Below are 15,302 nucleotides of genomic sequence, written 5' to 3' on the forward strand. Positions count from 1 at the left end.
CCTCATCCGACCACCGATCCCGACCCCCGAGGACACCATGGACACCTACGACCTGACCGAAGACGAGCGCGAGCTCGCCGCCATGGTGCGCGAATTCGCCGACGAGGTCGTCGCGCCCCGTTCATACGAGGCCGACCGCACCCACACGCTGCCGCTCGACGTCGTCGCGCAGATGGGCGACCTCGGGCTGTTCGGACTGCCGTTCCCTGAGGAGTACGGCGGACAGGGCGGCGACTACTTCGCACTGTGTCTCGCCATCGAGGCGCTCGGGCGCGTCGACCAGTCGCTCGCGATCACCCTCGAGGCGGGGGTCAGCCTCGGTGCGAGCCCCGTCTTCCGGTTCGGGACCGAGGCGCAGAAGCAGGAACTGCTGCCCGACCTCCTCGCCGGCCGTGCGCTGGCGGGATTCGGGCTCACCGAGCCGGAGGCGGGGTCGGATGCCGGAGCCACCCGCACCACCGCCCGGCTCGACGGCGACGAGTGGGTCATCAACGGCTCGAAGCAGTTCATCACCAACTCCGGCACGGCCATCACCCGCTTCGTGACGGTCACCGCCGTGACCGGCGAGAGCGACGGCCGGAAGGAGATCTCGACCATCATGGTGCCCAATGGCACGCCGGGGTTCACGGTCGAGGCGCCGTACGACAAGGTCGGCTGGAACGCGTCCGACACGCATCCGCTGACCTTCCAGGACGTGCGCGTGCCCGACGCGAATCTGCTGGGCCGCCGCGGCAGGGGCTTCGCGAACTTCCTCCACATCCTGGACGAGGGCCGCATCGCGATCGCTGCCCTGTCGACCGGGGCCGCGGAGGGGTGTCTCGAGGCCGCCGTCGACTACGCGAAGAAGCGCACGGTGTTCGGCGAGGCGCTGTCGACCCGGCAGGGCATCCAGTTCATGCTCGCCCGGATGCGTGCGCGCGTCCACAACTCGCGCCTCGCCTGGCATCACGCGGCGCGCCTTCGTGATGCGGAAAGGCCGTTCAAGGAGCAGGCCGCCATCGCGAAGCTCACAGCCAGCGACGCCGCCATGGACAACTCCCGCGACGCCACCCAGATCTTCGGCGGCAACGGGTTCATGAACGAGTATCCGGTCGCACGTCACTACCGCGATTCGAAGATCCTCGAGATCGGCGAGGGAACGACCGAGGTGCAGCTTCTCGTGATCGCGCGGGCGCTCGGAGTAGCGTGACCCACGTGGACGGACCTGACCGGCCAGACGGCATCCTGCAGCGCGGCCTCTACTTCGAGGAGTTCGAGGTCGGCGCGCGTTACCTACACCGACCGGGCCGAACGGCGACGGAGGCCGACAACGTGCTGTTCTCGTCACTCACGATGAACACGCAGGCGCTGCACCTGGATGCCGCCTACGCGGCGTCGCAGCCCTTCGGGCAGCGGCTCATGAACTCGATGTGGACCCTCGCGACGATGGTCGGGGCATCCGTCGCGCAGCTGACCCAGGGCACCCTGGTCGCGCAGCTCGGGCTGAGCGACATCGCGTTTCCGGCGCCGCTCTTCCACGGCGACACGATCTACACCGAGACCGAGGTGCTCGAGAAGCGCCGATCGGCGTCGAGGCCCGGGCAGGGGATCGTCACGATGCGCCACACCGGCCGCAACCAGCACGGCGACGTCGTGGCGACGGCGACTCGGGTCGCGCTGATGTGGTGTGCTCCGGATGCCGCTCTGCCAGCACCCGTGGCTACGCCCGCACCTGTGAGCGCGCCGTGACCGGACGGACGGGTTTCGACCTGGGCCCCGCGCTGCTGTTCTGCCCGGCCGACCGCCCGGAGCGCTTCCAGAAGGCGCTGGATCGGGCGGATGCAGTCATCATCGACCTCGAGGACGCCGTCGCGCCCACCGCGAGGACCGCCGCGCGCGGCTCGGTCATCGAATCGGAGCTCGATCCGACGCGCGTGATCGTGCGCGTGAACCCGCCTGGGACGCCCGACTACACCGCGGACCTCGCGACCCTGTCACAGACCGACTACCGGCGGATCATGGTTCCCAAGTCGGAGTCGGCCAAACGCCTCTCGAAGATCGACCGCCGCTTCGAGGTGGTGGCGCTCTGCGAGACAGCCAAAGGGATCGGGCAGGCCGATCGGATCGCAGCCCTCGCGAACGTGAGCGCTCTCATGTGGGGCGCTGAGGATCTCGTGGCGAGCCTCGGCGGCACATCGAGCCGCAAGCCGAACGGGCGCTATCGCGACGTCGCACGCCTGGCGCGCGCTCGGGTCCTGCTGGCGGCGGGCTCGCGAGGCAAAGCCGCGATCGACACAGTTCATCTGGACATCGCCGACACGAAGCGGCTGTCGATCGAGGCGATGGATGCCGCGGCATCCGGTTTCGCTGCGACGGCGTGCATCCACCCGAGCCAGGCGACCGTCATCCGAGAGGCGTATCGGCCGGATGAGAAGTCGGTCGCGTGGGCGCACGCGGTTCTGGCCGCCGCCGCGGACGAACGCGGCGTTTTCACGTACGAGGGGCGGATGGTCGACGAGCCGGTGCTTCGTCATGCGCGGGGACTCCTCAAGCGCGCCGAACTGTGACCGTTCTCTGTCTGGACGCGTTCGGACGTTGCCGGTAGTGTGGCTGGTCGCGTTCGGAAGTTGACGGTAGTGCCCCCGGAACGCCACCGCTCCCTGCTTTCAGCGAGCAGGGGGCCATGCTTCACGCGACCTCGAATCGGCGTGGCGACTTGGTGAGGAGTCGTGTCGGTGGTCCAGCCGGTCCGCCCCGTTCGAGCGAAGGTGGGTACAGCCAGAACCCACCATCGATGCGCGTGATCTTCCAGCCTTGGTTGTGCAGTCGCAGATGATGGAAAGTGCGGAGCATCACTCCGAGGTCGACATCCGTTCGGCCGCGATGATCGGCCCAATGCTCGGAGTGGTGTGCCTCGCAGTGCGAAGGAGGTTCGGCGCACCCGGGCCACAGGCATCCCCCGTCTCGAATGCGGAGAGCCGCGCGCTGCCAAGGGGCCCGGTCATCCCGATGCATATGCTCAGCGCCGTCGTGGGACCGGATCCGCGCCACGATGATCCGCCAGGCGCCCGCATGGAGCGGGCCCCTGGCGGATGCGGTGTTCGTCGGGCTTGCCGCCCGAGGAGCGCTGGCGTCCATCGTCGGCTCCGCGGACACAGGACCAGGAGTCCCTGGTGACTCCACACAGAAGCCGGACTCAGCACCGCTCAACCGACGCCCGCATCACAGCGAAGGAACCTGCCTGCTCAGCCCGCCGAACCAGGCCCCCGCAAACGGACAATTTCCTCGGCCACCCACTCGCTCACCCCTCGGACCCAGGCACCCGCATACGGACGATCTCCGCAACCACCCGCCCGATCAGCCCATATGGCATCGGCTGTGCGTGAAGGAACACGGCGGAGTCCTTCTCCGCCCGGTACGGCGCGATCTCTGCTTCGAGGGGTTCAGGCAGAGGGGGCACGGGATAGAGGCCGACGTGCTTCTTCCACCCTGCGAAATGGATCGCCTTCCGCCCGCCGAGCATGACGGCGGCGATGCCGTAGCGGATCCTCTCCTCCGGAGTGTCGACGCCTCCCGCCTCGACCGCAGCGAGAATGATCTCGCGGATCCGCCGCAGCCGCTCGGCGACGTCCGGCGGGAACCCGGCGATGTAGTCGTCGACCGTCGCGGGTGCCGCCATGACGGCGAGCCTAGGCCGTCGCTGCCGCGTAGGACAGCAGCCGCAGTCGCTCCCGCTCGTAGAGCATCGAGTACGCGGATCCATTGGCCAGCCGCTCACCGGTGAGCGGCAGCTCGCCGCCGGTCGCGTGCCGGATCAGTTCGCGGATCATCGCGCCATGGGTGACGACGATGACGGATGCCGCAGCAGGTGCCGTCTCGCGTCGGGCGTCGCGCACCACATGACGCAGCGCCCGAAGCCCGCGGATGCGCAGGTGCGGCCACGGTTCTGCACCCGGCACCTCCGCGGTGTGCCAATCGCCCCAGCGAGTGAGGAATTCATCGACGTCGAGACCCTCGGCCTCGCCGTACGCCCGCTCGCGCAGCTCGGGGTACAGCCGCCACACGGGTACCTCGAGCTGGCCCGCGATGATCTCTGCGGTCTCGCGCGCCCGCGACAGGTCGCTCGAGACGACGACGACCGGCGCATCGGCGTCCAGCCGCGCCCGCAGGGCGGCCGCGGCATCCCGTGCCTGCTGCCTGCCGATGTCGTTCAGCGGGATGTCCGTCGATCCCTGGATGCGGCGCGTGCGATTCCATTCGGTCTCGCCGTGTCGGATGAGAGTCAGGACGGTCACAGTTCGAGCCTAACCGCGGGCCGGGACGCGCCGGCCGCTCACAGCGGTCGCACGAGCGCGGCGCCGAGCACTGCCAGCACTTCGCTCGTTCCGGCATCGACCTTCACGGTCGCGCGGGCGTCCGCGCGCGTCGCGCCACGATTGATGATCACGACCGGCAAGCGGCGGCGACGGGCACGTTCGAGCAGCCGGATGCCGGAATTCACGACAAGCGACGAGCCGGCGATCACCAGGGCTTCGCTGCCCTGGACGAGCTGCTCGGCGTCGCGGAACTTGGCTGCGGGGATGAACTCGCCGAAGAAGACGACGTCCGGCTTCAGCATCCCTCCGCATACCGTGCACACCGGAACCCGGAACCCCTCGGTGGTCTCGGGGCGCACATCGCCATCGGGTCCGAGCGCGATGTTCTCGGGAATGCGGATCCACGGGTTGTCGGACTCGACGCGCTCCGCGAGGTCGCGGCGATCGAAGACCTGACCGCAGTGCGTGCAGAAGACGCGGCGCATGGTGCCGTGCAGCTCGACGACGCGGCGACTTCCGGCGCGCACGTGGAGTCCGTCGACGTTCTGCGTGATGACGCCCGTGGCGATCCCGCGAGTCTCGAGATCGGCGATTGCGAGATGGCCTCCGTTGGGCTGGGCGGCGGCGAAGGCGCGCCAGCCGAGGTGGCTGCCGACCCAGTACCGTCGCCGGGCTGCGTCGCTCGCGAAGAACTGGTCGACCGTCATGGGGGTGCGCGCCGGCGCGCCCTGCCCGCGATAGTCGGGGATGCCGGAGTCCGTGGAGACGCCGGCTCCGGTGAGGACGGCGATCCGGCGGCCCGAGAGGGCGGCGACAGCCTCGGACACGGCATCGGTCGCCGCGGCGTCGAGCTCTGTGACGGTGGTCACGCGATCACCCCCTCGGCTCGAGTGTAGGGGTCGCGGTTTTCGGGGATGTTACGGCCATCTGCCAGAGTGGTGCCGTGCGCATCGAACGGGTCGGGTCGGCGGACGACGATCGCCTCGCCGACTACCGCGATCTGACGGATGTCGCGCTGCGCCGGATCCTCGAGCCCTCTGGTGGCCTCTACATGGCCGAGTCCGCGAAGGTGATCGCGCGGGCGCTCGCCGCCGGGCATCGACCGCGGTCGTTCCTCGTGCAGGAGAAGTGGCTGCCGGAGATGGAGGTGCTGGCCGCCGGACGCCCCGAGACGCCCGTCTTCGTCGTCGAATCCCACGTCGCCGAGCATCTCACCGGATATGCGGTGCATCGGGGCGCCCTGGCGGCGATGCATCGGCCGCCGCTCGCGCCGGTGGCCGAGGTCGTCGCCGGTGCCCGGCTCGTCGTGGTCCTCGAGGACATCGTCGACCACACGAACGTGGGAGCGATCTTCCGCGCGGCGGCCGGACTCGGCGCGGACGCGGTGCTCGTCAGCCCGCGGTGCGCGGATCCGCTGTACCGCCGCAGCGTGCGGGTCAGCATGGGCACGGTCTTCCAGGTGCCCTGGACACGGCTGCCGGAGTGGACGGAGGCCCGCGGCATCCTGCACGACGCGGGCCTGCACCTGGCCGCGCTCGCTCTTGCGGAGGGCGCCGCGTCGCTCGACGCGTTCGCCGCCGACCGGCCGGAGCGCGTCGCGCTGCTGTTCGGCGCCGAGGGGGACGGGCTGAGTCGCCGCGCGCTCGCGGCGGCCGACACGGTCGTGACGATCCCGATGGCGGGAGGCGTCGACTCGCTCAACGTCGCGGCCGCGAGTGCCGTCGCGCTGTGGGCGCTGCGACAGCCGGCCCCTTGACTCTGCGGTTCGGCGCCGGGCGAACCTAGACCGTCTCGCGGGGCGGGTCGCCGGCATCCCTTCCCGGCGCGAGCGTGGTCATCGGCAGCGGATCCGGCCGCTTCGCGGTGATCTCGTCGCCCGACGACTGGTGGCGCAGCCGCCGCAGCACCCACGGCACGAGATACTCGCGCGCCCACACCAGGTCGACCGCGCGCGCCTCACGCCACGTGCGGCTGGGCAGGGGATCCGGTTGCATCGGCTGGAGATCGTTCGGGACGTTCAGCGCCCGCAGCACCATGCGGGCGACCTCGTGATGGCCCAGAGCGTTGTAGTGCAGGCGGTCGTCGTCGAAGAACCGCATGTCCTGCACCTCCTTCAACGCCCACTGGTCGGCCACGATGCAGTCGTATTTGTCGGCGATGGCGCGGATGTTCTCGTTGTAGATCGCCACCCTCCCGCGGATTCCGCGGAAAACCGGGGTGAAGTCCGTGTCGATTCCGGTGAAAACGACCAGGGTCGCCCCGTCCTGCGAGAGGCGTACGACGGCATCCTCGAACAGCTGCGCGACGGCATCCGGGTCGGCACCGGGGCGGATGACGTCGTTGCCGCCTGCCGAGAACGTGATGAGGTCCGGCTTCAAGGCGATCGCCGGGTCGATCTGGGTGTCTACAACCTGCCTGATGAGCTTCCCGCGCACCGCGAGGTTCGCGTAGGCGAAGTCGCCGACCTGCTGTGACAGCACCTCCGCGACGCGGTCCGCCCACCCGCGGTGGCCTCCGGGCAGATGCGGTTCGGGGTCGCCGATTCCTTCGGTGAACGAGTCGCCCAGCGCGACGTACCGGCGCCACGGGTGCGGCTGGGGGTTCGCGATGTAGGGGGTTCGGTTGTCTTCGCTCGTCGGCATTCGTGTTCTCCCGGTTCGTGACCGTATTTCAGCGTATCGCCGCAGCGGCAGGGCGACGCGCGGCGCCCTCGACCTCGAGCCGTGGTGTCACCGGGCTCGTCTAGGGTGGTGACTCGTTGTGCGCGGCAGGCGTGGGCGACGGGCGGGAGGGCCGATGGAAGACGACGCGCTCCTCGCGGACCCGACGCCGACGGTTCACGATGCGGAGGCGTACCCCGGCGATGACGGCCGCCTCGGGACGTTCGCTGCTCCGCCTTCCCAGCTCGGCGGGAGGGCTGCCGATCATCTCTCGCCGTCCTACCCCCAACGCGCCCCGTGGGGCACCGCACAGCGCCTGCGGGCATGGCAGGCCGAGGCGCTCGACCTCTACTTCAGCCTCGACGGTCCGGACGGCCCGGGCTCGGGCCCGCGGGACTTCCTCGCTGCAGCGACCCCGGGAGCCGGCAAGACCACGTTCGCACTCCGGCTCGCGAGCGAGCTCATGCGTCGGCGCGTGATCGACCGGATCGTCGTGGTGGCGCCCACGGAGCATCTCAAGACGCAGTGGGCGGATGCCGCATCCCGGGTGTCGATCAGACTCGATCCGTCCTTCAGCAACCGTCACTCGGTGCCCGCGCGGCAGTACCACGGCGTCGCCGTGACCTACGCGCAGGTCGCGGTCAAGGCATCCGTCCACGAGCGCCTCATCATGGATGCGCGAACCCTCGTGATCCTCGACGAGGTGCACCACGGCGGGGACGCGCTCAGCTGGGGAGATGCCCTCCGCGAGGCCTACCGCGGGGCCACGCGCCGCCTGCTGCTGTCCGGCACCCCGTTCCGCAGCGACACCGCCCCCATCCCGTTCGTGGAGTATCACCCCGACGAGCGCGGCATCCACCTCTCCCGCACCGACTTCAGCTACGGCTATCGCCGCGCGCTCGAGGACGGCGTCGTGCGGCCGGTCATCTTCCTGGTCTATGCCGGCCGGATGCGCTGGCGCACCAGAACCGGTGACGAGATGGAGGCGCAGCTCGGGCAGGACAACACCAAGGACATCACCGCCCAGGCCTGGCGCACCGCGCTGGATCCCGAAGGGGACTGGATTCCGGTGGTGCTGCGGTCGGCGGACCGCCGGCTCACCGAGGTGCGCGACCAGATCCCGGATGCCGGGGGCCTCGTCATCGCGACGGATCAGACCGCTGCACGCGCCTACGCCGGGATCCTCCGGGGCATCACGGGAGAGGATCCGGCCGTCGTCCTCTCCGACGAGGCCGAAGCCTCGGCGCGGATCGAGGCGTTCGCGGGTTCGACGAGCCGCTGGATGGTCGCCGTCAGGATGGTGTCGGAGGGCGTCGACGTACCGCGGCTGGCGGTCGGCGTATACGCGACATCCGCTTCGACGCCGCTGTTCTTCGCCCAGGCGATCGGCCGGTTCGTGCGTGCGCGGCGCCGCGGCGAGACTGCGAGCGTGTTCCTGCCGAACGTCCCCCAGCTGCTCGCCCTCGCCGGTGAGCTCGAGCGCCAGCGCGACCACGCCCTCGACCGCGAGAGCGACGATGACGACTGGAACACCGAAGAAGACCTGATGGATGCCGCCGAGCGCGATGACAGGGCCTCCGACGCGCTCACGGCGGAGTTCACCTATCAGGCGCTCGGATCGCTCGCCCATTTCGACCGGGTGCTGTTCGACGGGAGCGACTTCGGGCAGCTCGCCGTGCCCGGCACGCCCGAGGAGGAGGAGTTCCTCGGGCTTCCAGGACTCCTCGAGCCGGAGCACGTCCATGAGCTGCTGCTTCAGCGCCAAGCGCGACAGGGCAGGCATCGCCGTGCCCGCGAAGCCCGCGAGGCCGAGCCCGGGGGAGGGGCCGAGTCCGCGGTTCCCGCACCGCTGCACCGCACGCTCAAGGAGCAGCGGCAGCTGCTCAACAGCCTCGTCGGGCTCTACGCGCGCCAGTCGAGCGAGCCTCACGGCGCGGTGCACGCCGAGCTGCGACGACTGTGCGGCGGGCCCGCCGTCTCGCATGCGACGGTGACGCAGCTGCAGGCGCGCATCGACCTGCTGCGCAGCCGAGTCCGGTCCTGACGGTCGCCGTAGACTCCGGGGATGGGCACGGCCTACTCGTTCGTGTCGGTCTGGCGCGTGCCGGCATCCGCGCCGCGCTGCTGGGCCGAGCTCGTGCGGATGATCACGCCGCCCGCGGCCCGCACGGAGTCGGTCGCCGGCTCTCAGCGCGGCGCCGTCGCGACGTGGTGGCGGTCGGTGTCTGTCGAACCGCCGCGCAGGATCGCGGTCGGTGAGGGGATGGCACTCCACGTCCGCAGCCCCCTCGGCTACGCCCTGCGGGTCCACCTCACGCTCACCGGCGTCGAGGACGGTCGCTTCCTCTCCGCGGCGAGCGCCGGCGACCTCCGGGGAGCGGGGAGCGTGGCTGTCGAGGCGGCGGGGGATGCGGCATCCGTCGTCACGTTCCACTGGGATGTCGCGACCGAGCGCCGCTGGATGAACGCCACCGCCTTCGTGCTCCGGCCGGTCTTCGAGCATGCGCACGCACACGTCATGCGGCAGGGCGAGCGAGGGTTGCGCGCTGCGCTGAGCACGCCCTGACCGCGGCGTTCGGAATCCCGAAATGCTGGCAATCCCGCGGCTGCGCGAGGTCCGCGCACCGCGCCCTCAGTAGCGTGGAGGGGTCCCGCAGCACACCGCCGCATCGGAGGCTTCCTTGAGCGCGCCCGCCCAGCCCACGTCCCGCGACCGGCGTCGGTGGGCGAAGTACCTCGTCAACGAGCGTGCCGAGGCACAGGTCTACCGCCAGCTCGCCGCGCGCCGCGACGGCGAGGAGCGCGACATCCTGCTGGCGCTCGTCGAGGCGGAAGGCCGTCACGAAGCGCACTGGCTCACCCTTCTCGGCGGCGAGCCCTCGCACTTGCCGCGGCCCGACGCCGGCACGGTGCTCATCGGGTGGCTGGCAAGACGTTTCGGGTCGATCTTCGTCCTCGCGCTCGCCCAGAACGCCGAGGCGCGATCGCCCTACGAGACGGAGCCCTTCGCGACGCCCGCCATGGCCGCCGACGAGAAGATCCACCACGAGGTCGTCCGCGGCCTCGCCGCACGGGGCAGGCGCCGGCTGTCGGGAACGTTCCGGGCCGCCGTCTTCGGGGCCAACGACGGGCTCGTCTCGAACCTCGCCCTGGTGATGGGCGTCGGTGCGACCGGCGTGTCGGCGCAGTTCGTGCTGTTCAGCGGCATCGCCGGGCTGCTCGCGGGGGCGCTTTCGATGGGCGCAGGGGAGTTCGTGTCGGTGCGGTCGCAGCGCGAACTGCTCGAGGCCACCGAACCGAACAACTTCGCCGACAACGTGCTGCCCGACCTCGATCTCGACGCGAACGAGCTCGCCCTCGTCTATCGAACGCGAGGGATGCCGGAGGCCGAGGCTCTCGAGCGTGCGCGCGGAGTCGTCTCGGCCGCCCACGATGCGGACCGGTCGATGCCCTATACACGCCCCGCGGAGGCCGTCGACGACCACGAGGTGGTGGGAAGCGCGTGGCGCGCAGCCCTCTCGAGCTTCCTGTTCTTCGCGTCGGGCGCGATCATCCCGGTGCTGCCGTGGATCTTCGGTCTCTCGGGCGTTGCCGCGGTGGTGACCGCACTCGTGCTCGTCGGCATCGCGCTCCTGGCCACCGGCGCGGCCGTGGGTCTGCTTTCGGGCGGCCCGCCGCTGCGTCGCGCGGTGCGCCAGCTGCTGATCGGCTACGGCGCGGCGACCATCACCTACGTCCTCGGACTCCTGTTCGGCGTCTCGATGGGCTGAGCCGGCGCGCTCGACCGCCGGTCCGCTTCTAGTCCAGCTCAGCGCATATGTCCCTGGTCTTCCCCCACGAACCCGTGATCGTGAAGACTCCTTCGGCGGTCGACGTGTAGGTCACGGCGCCGATGTAGATCTTGGTCGACGGACCGGCGGGAATATCGGTCGGAAAGAGGATGATCAGATTGTGCCCGATGCTCACCACGGTGGATGAGCCGTCCGCGTGTCTGGTCGTCGTGGTCGCATAGAGGTCGCTTCTCGTCGAGACGGAAGCGCCCGTCGAGACATTCGTGAAGGTCAGCGCGTGTCCCTTGCCGGCATCGATCGTCCGGACCCTCCCATCCGCGCCCTTGAACTCCCTGTAGATCGTGTGCCCGCTCGGAGCGATGTTCAGCCCCAGCTCGAATGAGCACGCCTGCCCGGCCGGAAACACGAGATCGAAGGGCGCCGCGGCCTGCGCGGGCAGCGCCCCGGTTGACAGGACAGCGGTGAGAAGAGCGGCGGCGACGATACGGCCGCGTGTTCGGAATGCCATGACTACCTCCAGGTGCAGGCGGTGCCGTTCACGTTGCCGATGACTGGGTAGCAGGTCGCAGCGGAATCGCCGTCGAAGTACTGCGTGGAACCGCCAGGATGGCAGTCGCCCCACGCCCCCGCAAGAGAGGGCCGAGCAGGCGCCGCCGGCCGGCGATCGACGTTGCGACGGACTGGCGCCGATTCTGCGTGTCCGCGCGGACATGGTAATGTCGATCCTCGGTTGCGAAACCGAAACCACCTGCGCGGGTGGCGGAATAGGTAGACGCGCTAGCTTGAGGTGCTAGTGCCCGTATAGGGCGTGGGGGTTCAAGTCCCCCCTCGCGCACAGAACGGCTGAAGGCCCCCGAAAGGGGGCCTTCAGCCGTTTCCGGGCACACGGCCGAGCCGCGAACCCCCCCGGGCCCTCGCGCAGCGCCCCGGTCGCCCCGTCCACACTGAGAAACCAGTTCCGCGCACAGACATCGCGCGGTGCCGTGATTCTGGGCGCGGATGTGGTTTCCCGGCCGGAATGTGATTCTCGTCGCGCTACGGCGAGCGCGCCCGCTCCGTGGCTCCCAAGGATCGCTGGCACTCCCGAGTCCGATCACGTACAGCCCGGGCCACCCCAGGTCGAAGCCGAGAAAGCGCTTGCGCGCCGAGACATCACGCATGGCGGCAGTCCTCAGCGCGAATCCGGTTTTTCGGCGCGGATGTGGTTTCTCACCACGCCGAGCGCGCCCGGACTGCGGCGGCGGCGCACGCGCGGCGGCACCGCCGGGGCGCCAGGCGACGAGGCACGGCCCTCACCCCTCGCGCACCCCGATGCGCAGGTGTCGCGCGAGAGTCTGAGTCTTTTCTCAGCGGAGGGACCGCGTCTGAGCAGGCGCGCGTAACCTCGCCGTCACGGGAGCGCCCATCGAGCCAGGTAGCGTAGTCGGCATGCTCTCGCCCGACCTCGCGCTTCCCGAGGTGGTCTCTGTCGCTCGCGATCTGATCCGTTTCGACACGACGAATCACGGCGGCGGCCGCGCCGCCGGCGAGCGCGAAGCGGCCGAGTACGTCGGCGCGTATCTGTCGGCGCTCGGCCTCTCTCCGCAGTTCTACGAGCCGATTCCCCGCCGCACCAACGTCATGGCTCGCGTTCCCGGTCGCAACCGCGAAAAGCCGGCACTGGTCCTGCACGGTCACCTGGACGTCGTTCCCGCGATCGCCGATGACTGGACCGTCGATCCGTTCGCGGGGAAGATCGGCGATGGCATGCTGTGGGGCCGCGGTGCGGTCGACATGAAGGACATGGATGCCATGATCCTCACCTCGGTCGCCGACATCCTGCGCTCGGGTGACCAGCCCGAACGCGACCTCGTGCTCGCGTTCTTCGCCGATGAAGAGAACGGCGGCGTAGAAGGATCCGCGCTCGTCGTCAAGGACCGGCCGGAGTGGTTCGCGGGCGCCACCGAGGCGATCAGCGAGGTCGGCGGCTACTCGATCACGGTCGGCGACCGGCGCGCCTACCTCCTGCAGGTCGGCGAGAAGGCGCTCGTCTGGATCCGGCTCGTCGCACGCGGGCGTGCGGCCCACGGATCGAGCTTCCACGGCGACAACGCCGTCACGAAGCTCGCGGCCGCCGTGGCGGCGCTCGGTCGCACCGAATGGCCGGTGCACCTCACCGACACGACCCGCGAGATGATCGCGCGCCTCAGCGACATCAGCGGCACGGCATCCGACGACGCCGACGCACTGGCGGCGAGAACGGGCGCGGCATCCGGATTCCTTCGCGCCACCCTGCGGACGACGACGAACCCGACCGGTCTCACCGCCGGGTACAAGCACAACGTGATTCCCGACCGTGCCGAGGCGCTCATCGACGTGCGCACCCTGCCCGGCACTGAGGACGACGCGCTCGACCACATCCGGCGCATCGTAGGCGACGACGTCGACGTCGAGATCGTCCATCAGGACATCGGTCTCGAGGTGCCGTACGAGGGCGACCTCGTCGACGCGATGGTGGCGGCCCTCCACCGGCACGACCCGGGTGCTCCCGTCATTCCGTACCTCATGGGCGGTGGCACCGACAACAAGGCGCTGGCATACCTCGGGATCGCGGGCTACGGCTTCGCACCCCTGCGGCTCCCGGCCGACCTCGACTTCACCGGCATGTTCCACGGCGTCGACGAGCGCGTCCCGCTCGACGCACTCGTCTTCGGCCGAACCGTTCTCACCGACCTGCTCCGCACCTACTGACGACACCCCCGGATGCCCCTTCCCGAGGCTTCCCGGAACGAAAGGCGCCGCCCATGCTCCTCCTCGAGGCGATCATCCTCGGCCTTGTCCAAGGCCTCACCGAGTTCCTTCCCATCTCGTCGAGCGCGCACCTGCGCATCGTCGGCGAGTTCCTGCCGTCCGCTCAGGATCCGGGCGCAGCTTTCACCGCGATCACGCAGATCGGCACCGAAGCGGCGGTCATCGTATTCTTCTGGCGCGATATCGTCCGCATCGTGGGCCACTGGTTCCGCGCGCTGTTCGGCCGCATCCCGCGCAACGACCCGGATGCGCGCATGGGTTGGCTGATCATCATCGGCACCATTCCGATCGTGGTGCTGGGGCTGCTCTTCCAGAAGCAGATCGAGACGATCTTCCGGTCGCTGTGGCTCATCGCCGGGATGCTGATCCTGTTCGGCGTGCTGCTCGGCATCGCCGATCTCGTCGGCGCCAAGAACCGCAAGCTCGAAGACCTCACGATCGGGCACGGCATCATCTACGGGCTCGCGCAGTCGCTCGCGCTGATCCCCGGTGTCTCACGGTCGGGCGGCACGATCACCGCCGGACTGTTCATGGGCTACGAGCGACCTGCCGCAGCACGCTATGCGTTCCTGCTCGCCATCCCCGCAGTGCTGGGAAGCGGCTTCTTCGAGCTCTACAAGAGCTGGGACCAGCCTGGGGTCTTCACCCTGGGCGAGACCGCGGTCGCGACGGGAGTGGCGTTCATCGTGGCGCTGGGAGTGATCGCGTTCCTGATGAGCTGGATCTCGAGGCACAGCTTCCTGCCGTTCGTCATCTACCGCGTCGCGCTGGGGACGCTGGTGCTCGTGCTGCTCGCGACGGGCGTCATCCAGCCCCTTTGAGCCTGCCCGGCCGTCGGGCCGGCGACCCGCTATCGCCGCGGGTCGTCGCGCCCCGGCTTGGACGGGCCGTCGCCGCCTCGGCGGAGATAGCGCTCGAACTCCTGCGCGATCGCATCGCCCGAGGCCTCGGGGGAGTCCCACGTGTCACGGGTGCGCTCGAGCTGGCGGATGTACTCGGTCATCTCTTCGTCGTCTGCCGCGGCGGCGTCGATCGAGGCCTCCCACGCCGCCGCCTCGGCCGACAGGTCCCCGCGGGGGACCGGCGCGCCGGTGAGGTCTTCGAGCCGGTCGAGAAGCGCGAGAGTCGCCTTGGGCGAGGGCGTGTGGCCGGCGACATAGTGCGGAACGCTCGCCCACAGGCTCGCCGAAGGGATGCCGGCGGCATCGGCCGCGTGCCCGAGCACGCTGAGGATCCCGACGGGACCCTCGTACGTGCTGCGCTCGAGCTGAAGCGACGTGCGCAGCTGCTCGCTGTCGCTGCCCGCGAAGACCGAGATCGGCCGGGTGTGCGGTACATCCGACATCATCGAGCCGATTGAGACCATCCCGGTGATGTCCTCACGCAGGGCGACGTCGATGAACTCCGCGGCGAATGCCTGCCATGCGCGTGCCGGTTCCACCCCGGTCAGCAGCCACAGCTGCGTGCCCCGGGTGTGACGCGCAGGCTTGAGGAGGGTGGCCTCGGGCCAGGCCAGCACCCGCTTGCCCTCTCCGTCGATCGACACATGCGGACGCGTGTACTGGTAGTCGAAGTAGAGCTCGGGGTCGATCGAGAAGACCGTCTCGTAGCTCCCGTTCGCGCGCAGGTGACTGATCGCGGACGACGCGGCCTCGCCCGCGTCGTTCCATCCGTCGAACGCGGTCACCAGCACTCGGCGTCCCAGTCCGTCCACGCGACCTCCTCCACCGGCCCGAAAGGGTTCCTTCCAGGATAGGCCCGCGCTC

15 protein-coding genes and 1 tRNA gene are annotated in these 15,302 nt (G+C 69.8%); 10 read left to right on the forward strand and 6 right to left on the reverse strand.

Features of this window, described 5'->3' with window-relative positions; all coding sequences use genetic code 11:
* Positions 1 to 37: 37 nt before the first annotated feature.
* The 3 genes from ABD212_RS05050 to ABD212_RS05060 are packed head-to-tail and all read left to right on the forward strand — an operon-like array spanning position 38 to position 2,546.
* Positions 38 to 1,189, forward strand: a complete 1,152-nt coding sequence (locus ABD212_RS05050; RefSeq protein ID WP_344091842.1) for an acyl-CoA dehydrogenase family protein — start codon at positions 38 to 40, stop codon at positions 1,187 to 1,189.
* Positions 1,190 to 1,194: 5 nt separating this feature from the next.
* Entirely contained in the window at positions 1,195 to 1,728 is a 534-nt protein-coding gene (locus ABD212_RS05055) for a MaoC family dehydratase (RefSeq protein WP_344091845.1), read from the forward strand.
* Positions 1,725 to 2,546: an HpcH/HpaI aldolase/citrate lyase family protein gene (locus ABD212_RS05060; RefSeq protein ID WP_344091848.1), complete on the forward strand. Its 822-nt coding sequence runs from the start codon at positions 1,725 to 1,727 to the stop codon at positions 2,544 to 2,546. The genes ABD212_RS05055 and ABD212_RS05060 overlap by 4 nt, the downstream gene beginning before the upstream one ends.
* Positions 2,547 to 3,280: 734 nt before the next feature.
* Here ABD212_RS05060 and ABD212_RS05065 read toward each other — a convergent pair.
* Genes ABD212_RS05065 through ABD212_RS05075 form a run of 3 tightly spaced genes read right to left on the reverse strand, consistent with a single transcriptional unit; the run spans position 3,281 to position 5,164 of the window.
* The gene (locus ABD212_RS05065; protein ID WP_344091850.1) at positions 3,281 to 3,658 is read right to left on the reverse strand and encodes an iron chaperone; all 378 of its coding nucleotides are present in this window, start codon (positions 3,656 to 3,658) and stop codon (positions 3,281 to 3,283) included.
* A 10-nt stretch (positions 3,659 to 3,668) separates the two neighbouring features.
* The gene (locus ABD212_RS05070) at positions 3,669 to 4,274 is read right to left on the reverse strand and encodes a histidine phosphatase family protein (protein ID WP_344091852.1); all 606 of its coding nucleotides are present in this window, start codon (positions 4,272 to 4,274) and stop codon (positions 3,669 to 3,671) included.
* Between the two features lie 38 nt (positions 4,275 to 4,312).
* Positions 4,313 to 5,164, reverse strand: a complete 852-nt coding sequence (locus ABD212_RS05075; protein WP_344091855.1) for a Sir2 family NAD-dependent protein deacetylase — start codon at positions 5,162 to 5,164, stop codon at positions 4,313 to 4,315.
* A gap of 74 nt (positions 5,165 to 5,238) precedes the next feature.
* Between ABD212_RS05075 and ABD212_RS05080 the strand changes: the two genes are divergently transcribed.
* Complete coding sequence (locus tag ABD212_RS05080; RefSeq protein ID WP_344091857.1) at positions 5,239 to 6,051, forward strand: TrmH family RNA methyltransferase; 813 nt, start codon at positions 5,239 to 5,241, stop codon at positions 6,049 to 6,051.
* Positions 6,052 to 6,076: 25 nt separating this feature from the next.
* Here ABD212_RS05080 and ABD212_RS05085 read toward each other — a convergent pair whose 3' ends face one another.
* Positions 6,077 to 6,937 carry an SGNH/GDSL hydrolase family protein gene (locus ABD212_RS05085; protein WP_344091859.1) on the reverse strand — a complete coding sequence of 287 codons (861 nt, stop codon included), beginning with the start codon at positions 6,935 to 6,937 and terminating at the stop codon, positions 6,077 to 6,079.
* 154 nt (positions 6,938 to 7,091) lie between these two features.
* Between ABD212_RS05085 and ABD212_RS05090 the strand changes: the two genes are divergently transcribed.
* From ABD212_RS05090 to ABD212_RS05100, 3 genes are all read left to right on the forward strand, one after another.
* Entirely contained in the window at positions 7,092 to 8,999 is a 1,908-nt protein-coding gene (locus ABD212_RS05090; protein WP_344091861.1) for a DEAD/DEAH box helicase, read from the forward strand.
* 21 nt (positions 9,000 to 9,020) lie between these two features.
* Complete coding sequence (locus ABD212_RS05095; protein ID WP_344091863.1) at positions 9,021 to 9,521, forward strand: SRPBCC family protein; 501 nt, start codon at positions 9,021 to 9,023, stop codon at positions 9,519 to 9,521.
* 115 nt (positions 9,522 to 9,636) lie between these two features.
* Positions 9,637 to 10,725 (forward strand): VIT1/CCC1 transporter family protein, encoded by a 1,089-nt coding sequence (locus ABD212_RS05100; protein ID WP_344091865.1) that lies wholly within the window; start codon positions 9,637 to 9,639, stop codon positions 10,723 to 10,725.
* 28 nt (positions 10,726 to 10,753) lie between these two features.
* Here ABD212_RS05100 and ABD212_RS05105 read toward each other — a convergent pair whose 3' ends face one another.
* Positions 10,754 to 11,254: a hypothetical protein gene (locus ABD212_RS05105; RefSeq protein WP_344091868.1), complete on the reverse strand. Its 501-nt coding sequence runs from the start codon at positions 11,252 to 11,254 to the stop codon at positions 10,754 to 10,756.
* 242 nt (positions 11,255 to 11,496) lie between these two features.
* On the opposite strand from ABD212_RS05105, the gene ABD212_RS05110 reads away from it, so the two are divergent.
* The 3 genes from ABD212_RS05110 (at position 11,497) to ABD212_RS05120 (ending at position 14,357) form a co-directional block, all read left to right on the forward strand.
* Positions 11,497 to 11,581: transfer RNA gene (locus ABD212_RS05110), tRNA-Leu, on the forward strand.
* A 593-nt stretch (positions 11,582 to 12,174) separates the two neighbouring features.
* Positions 12,175 to 13,476 (forward strand): M20/M25/M40 family metallo-hydrolase, encoded by a 1,302-nt coding sequence (locus ABD212_RS05115; protein ID WP_344091870.1) that lies wholly within the window; start codon positions 12,175 to 12,177, stop codon positions 13,474 to 13,476.
* Between the two features lie 53 nt (positions 13,477 to 13,529).
* The gene (locus ABD212_RS05120; protein WP_344091872.1) at positions 13,530 to 14,357 is read left to right on the forward strand and encodes an undecaprenyl-diphosphate phosphatase; all 828 of its coding nucleotides are present in this window, start codon (positions 13,530 to 13,532) and stop codon (positions 14,355 to 14,357) included.
* 29 nt (positions 14,358 to 14,386) lie between these two features.
* Here the strand turns inward: ABD212_RS05120 and ABD212_RS05125 are convergent, their stop codons facing one another.
* A complete protein-coding gene (locus ABD212_RS05125) occupies positions 14,387 to 15,250 on the reverse strand; it encodes a PAC2 family protein (protein WP_344091874.1) in 864 nt (287 codons plus the stop codon).
* Positions 15,251 to 15,302: the final 52 nt, after the last annotated feature.

The sequence above is a fragment of the Microbacterium deminutum genome (assembly GCF_039530205.1).
GTDB lineage: Bacteria > Actinomycetota > Actinomycetes > Actinomycetales > Microbacteriaceae > Microbacterium > Microbacterium deminutum.

What these genes read in the sequence shown, in the direction of transcription:
- ABD212_RS05105 (WP_344091868.1), bottom strand. Translation starts at nt 11,254, where the DNA reads ATGGCATTCCGAACACGCGGCCGTATCGTCGCCGCCGCTCTTCTCACC.
- ABD212_RS05120 (WP_344091872.1), top strand. Translation starts at nt 13,530, where the DNA reads ATGCTCCTCCTCGAGGCGATCATCCTCGGCCTTGTCCAAGGCCTCACC.
- ABD212_RS05050 (WP_344091842.1), top strand. Translation starts at nt 38, where the DNA reads ATGGACACCTACGACCTGACCGAAGACGAGCGCGAGCTCGCCGCCATG.
- ABD212_RS05095 (WP_344091863.1), top strand. Translation starts at nt 9,021, where the DNA reads ATGGGCACGGCCTACTCGTTCGTGTCGGTCTGGCGCGTGCCGGCATCC.
- ABD212_RS05090 (WP_344091861.1), top strand. Translation starts at nt 7,092, where the DNA reads ATGGAAGACGACGCGCTCCTCGCGGACCCGACGCCGACGGTTCACGAT.
- ABD212_RS05115 (WP_344091870.1), top strand. Translation starts at nt 12,175, where the DNA reads ATGCTCTCGCCCGACCTCGCGCTTCCCGAGGTGGTCTCTGTCGCTCGC.
- ABD212_RS05065 (WP_344091850.1), bottom strand. Translation starts at nt 3,658, where the DNA reads ATGGCGGCACCCGCGACGGTCGACGACTACATCGCCGGGTTCCCGCCG.
- ABD212_RS05085 (WP_344091859.1), bottom strand. Translation starts at nt 6,937, where the DNA reads ATGCCGACGAGCGAAGACAACCGAACCCCCTACATCGCGAACCCCCAG.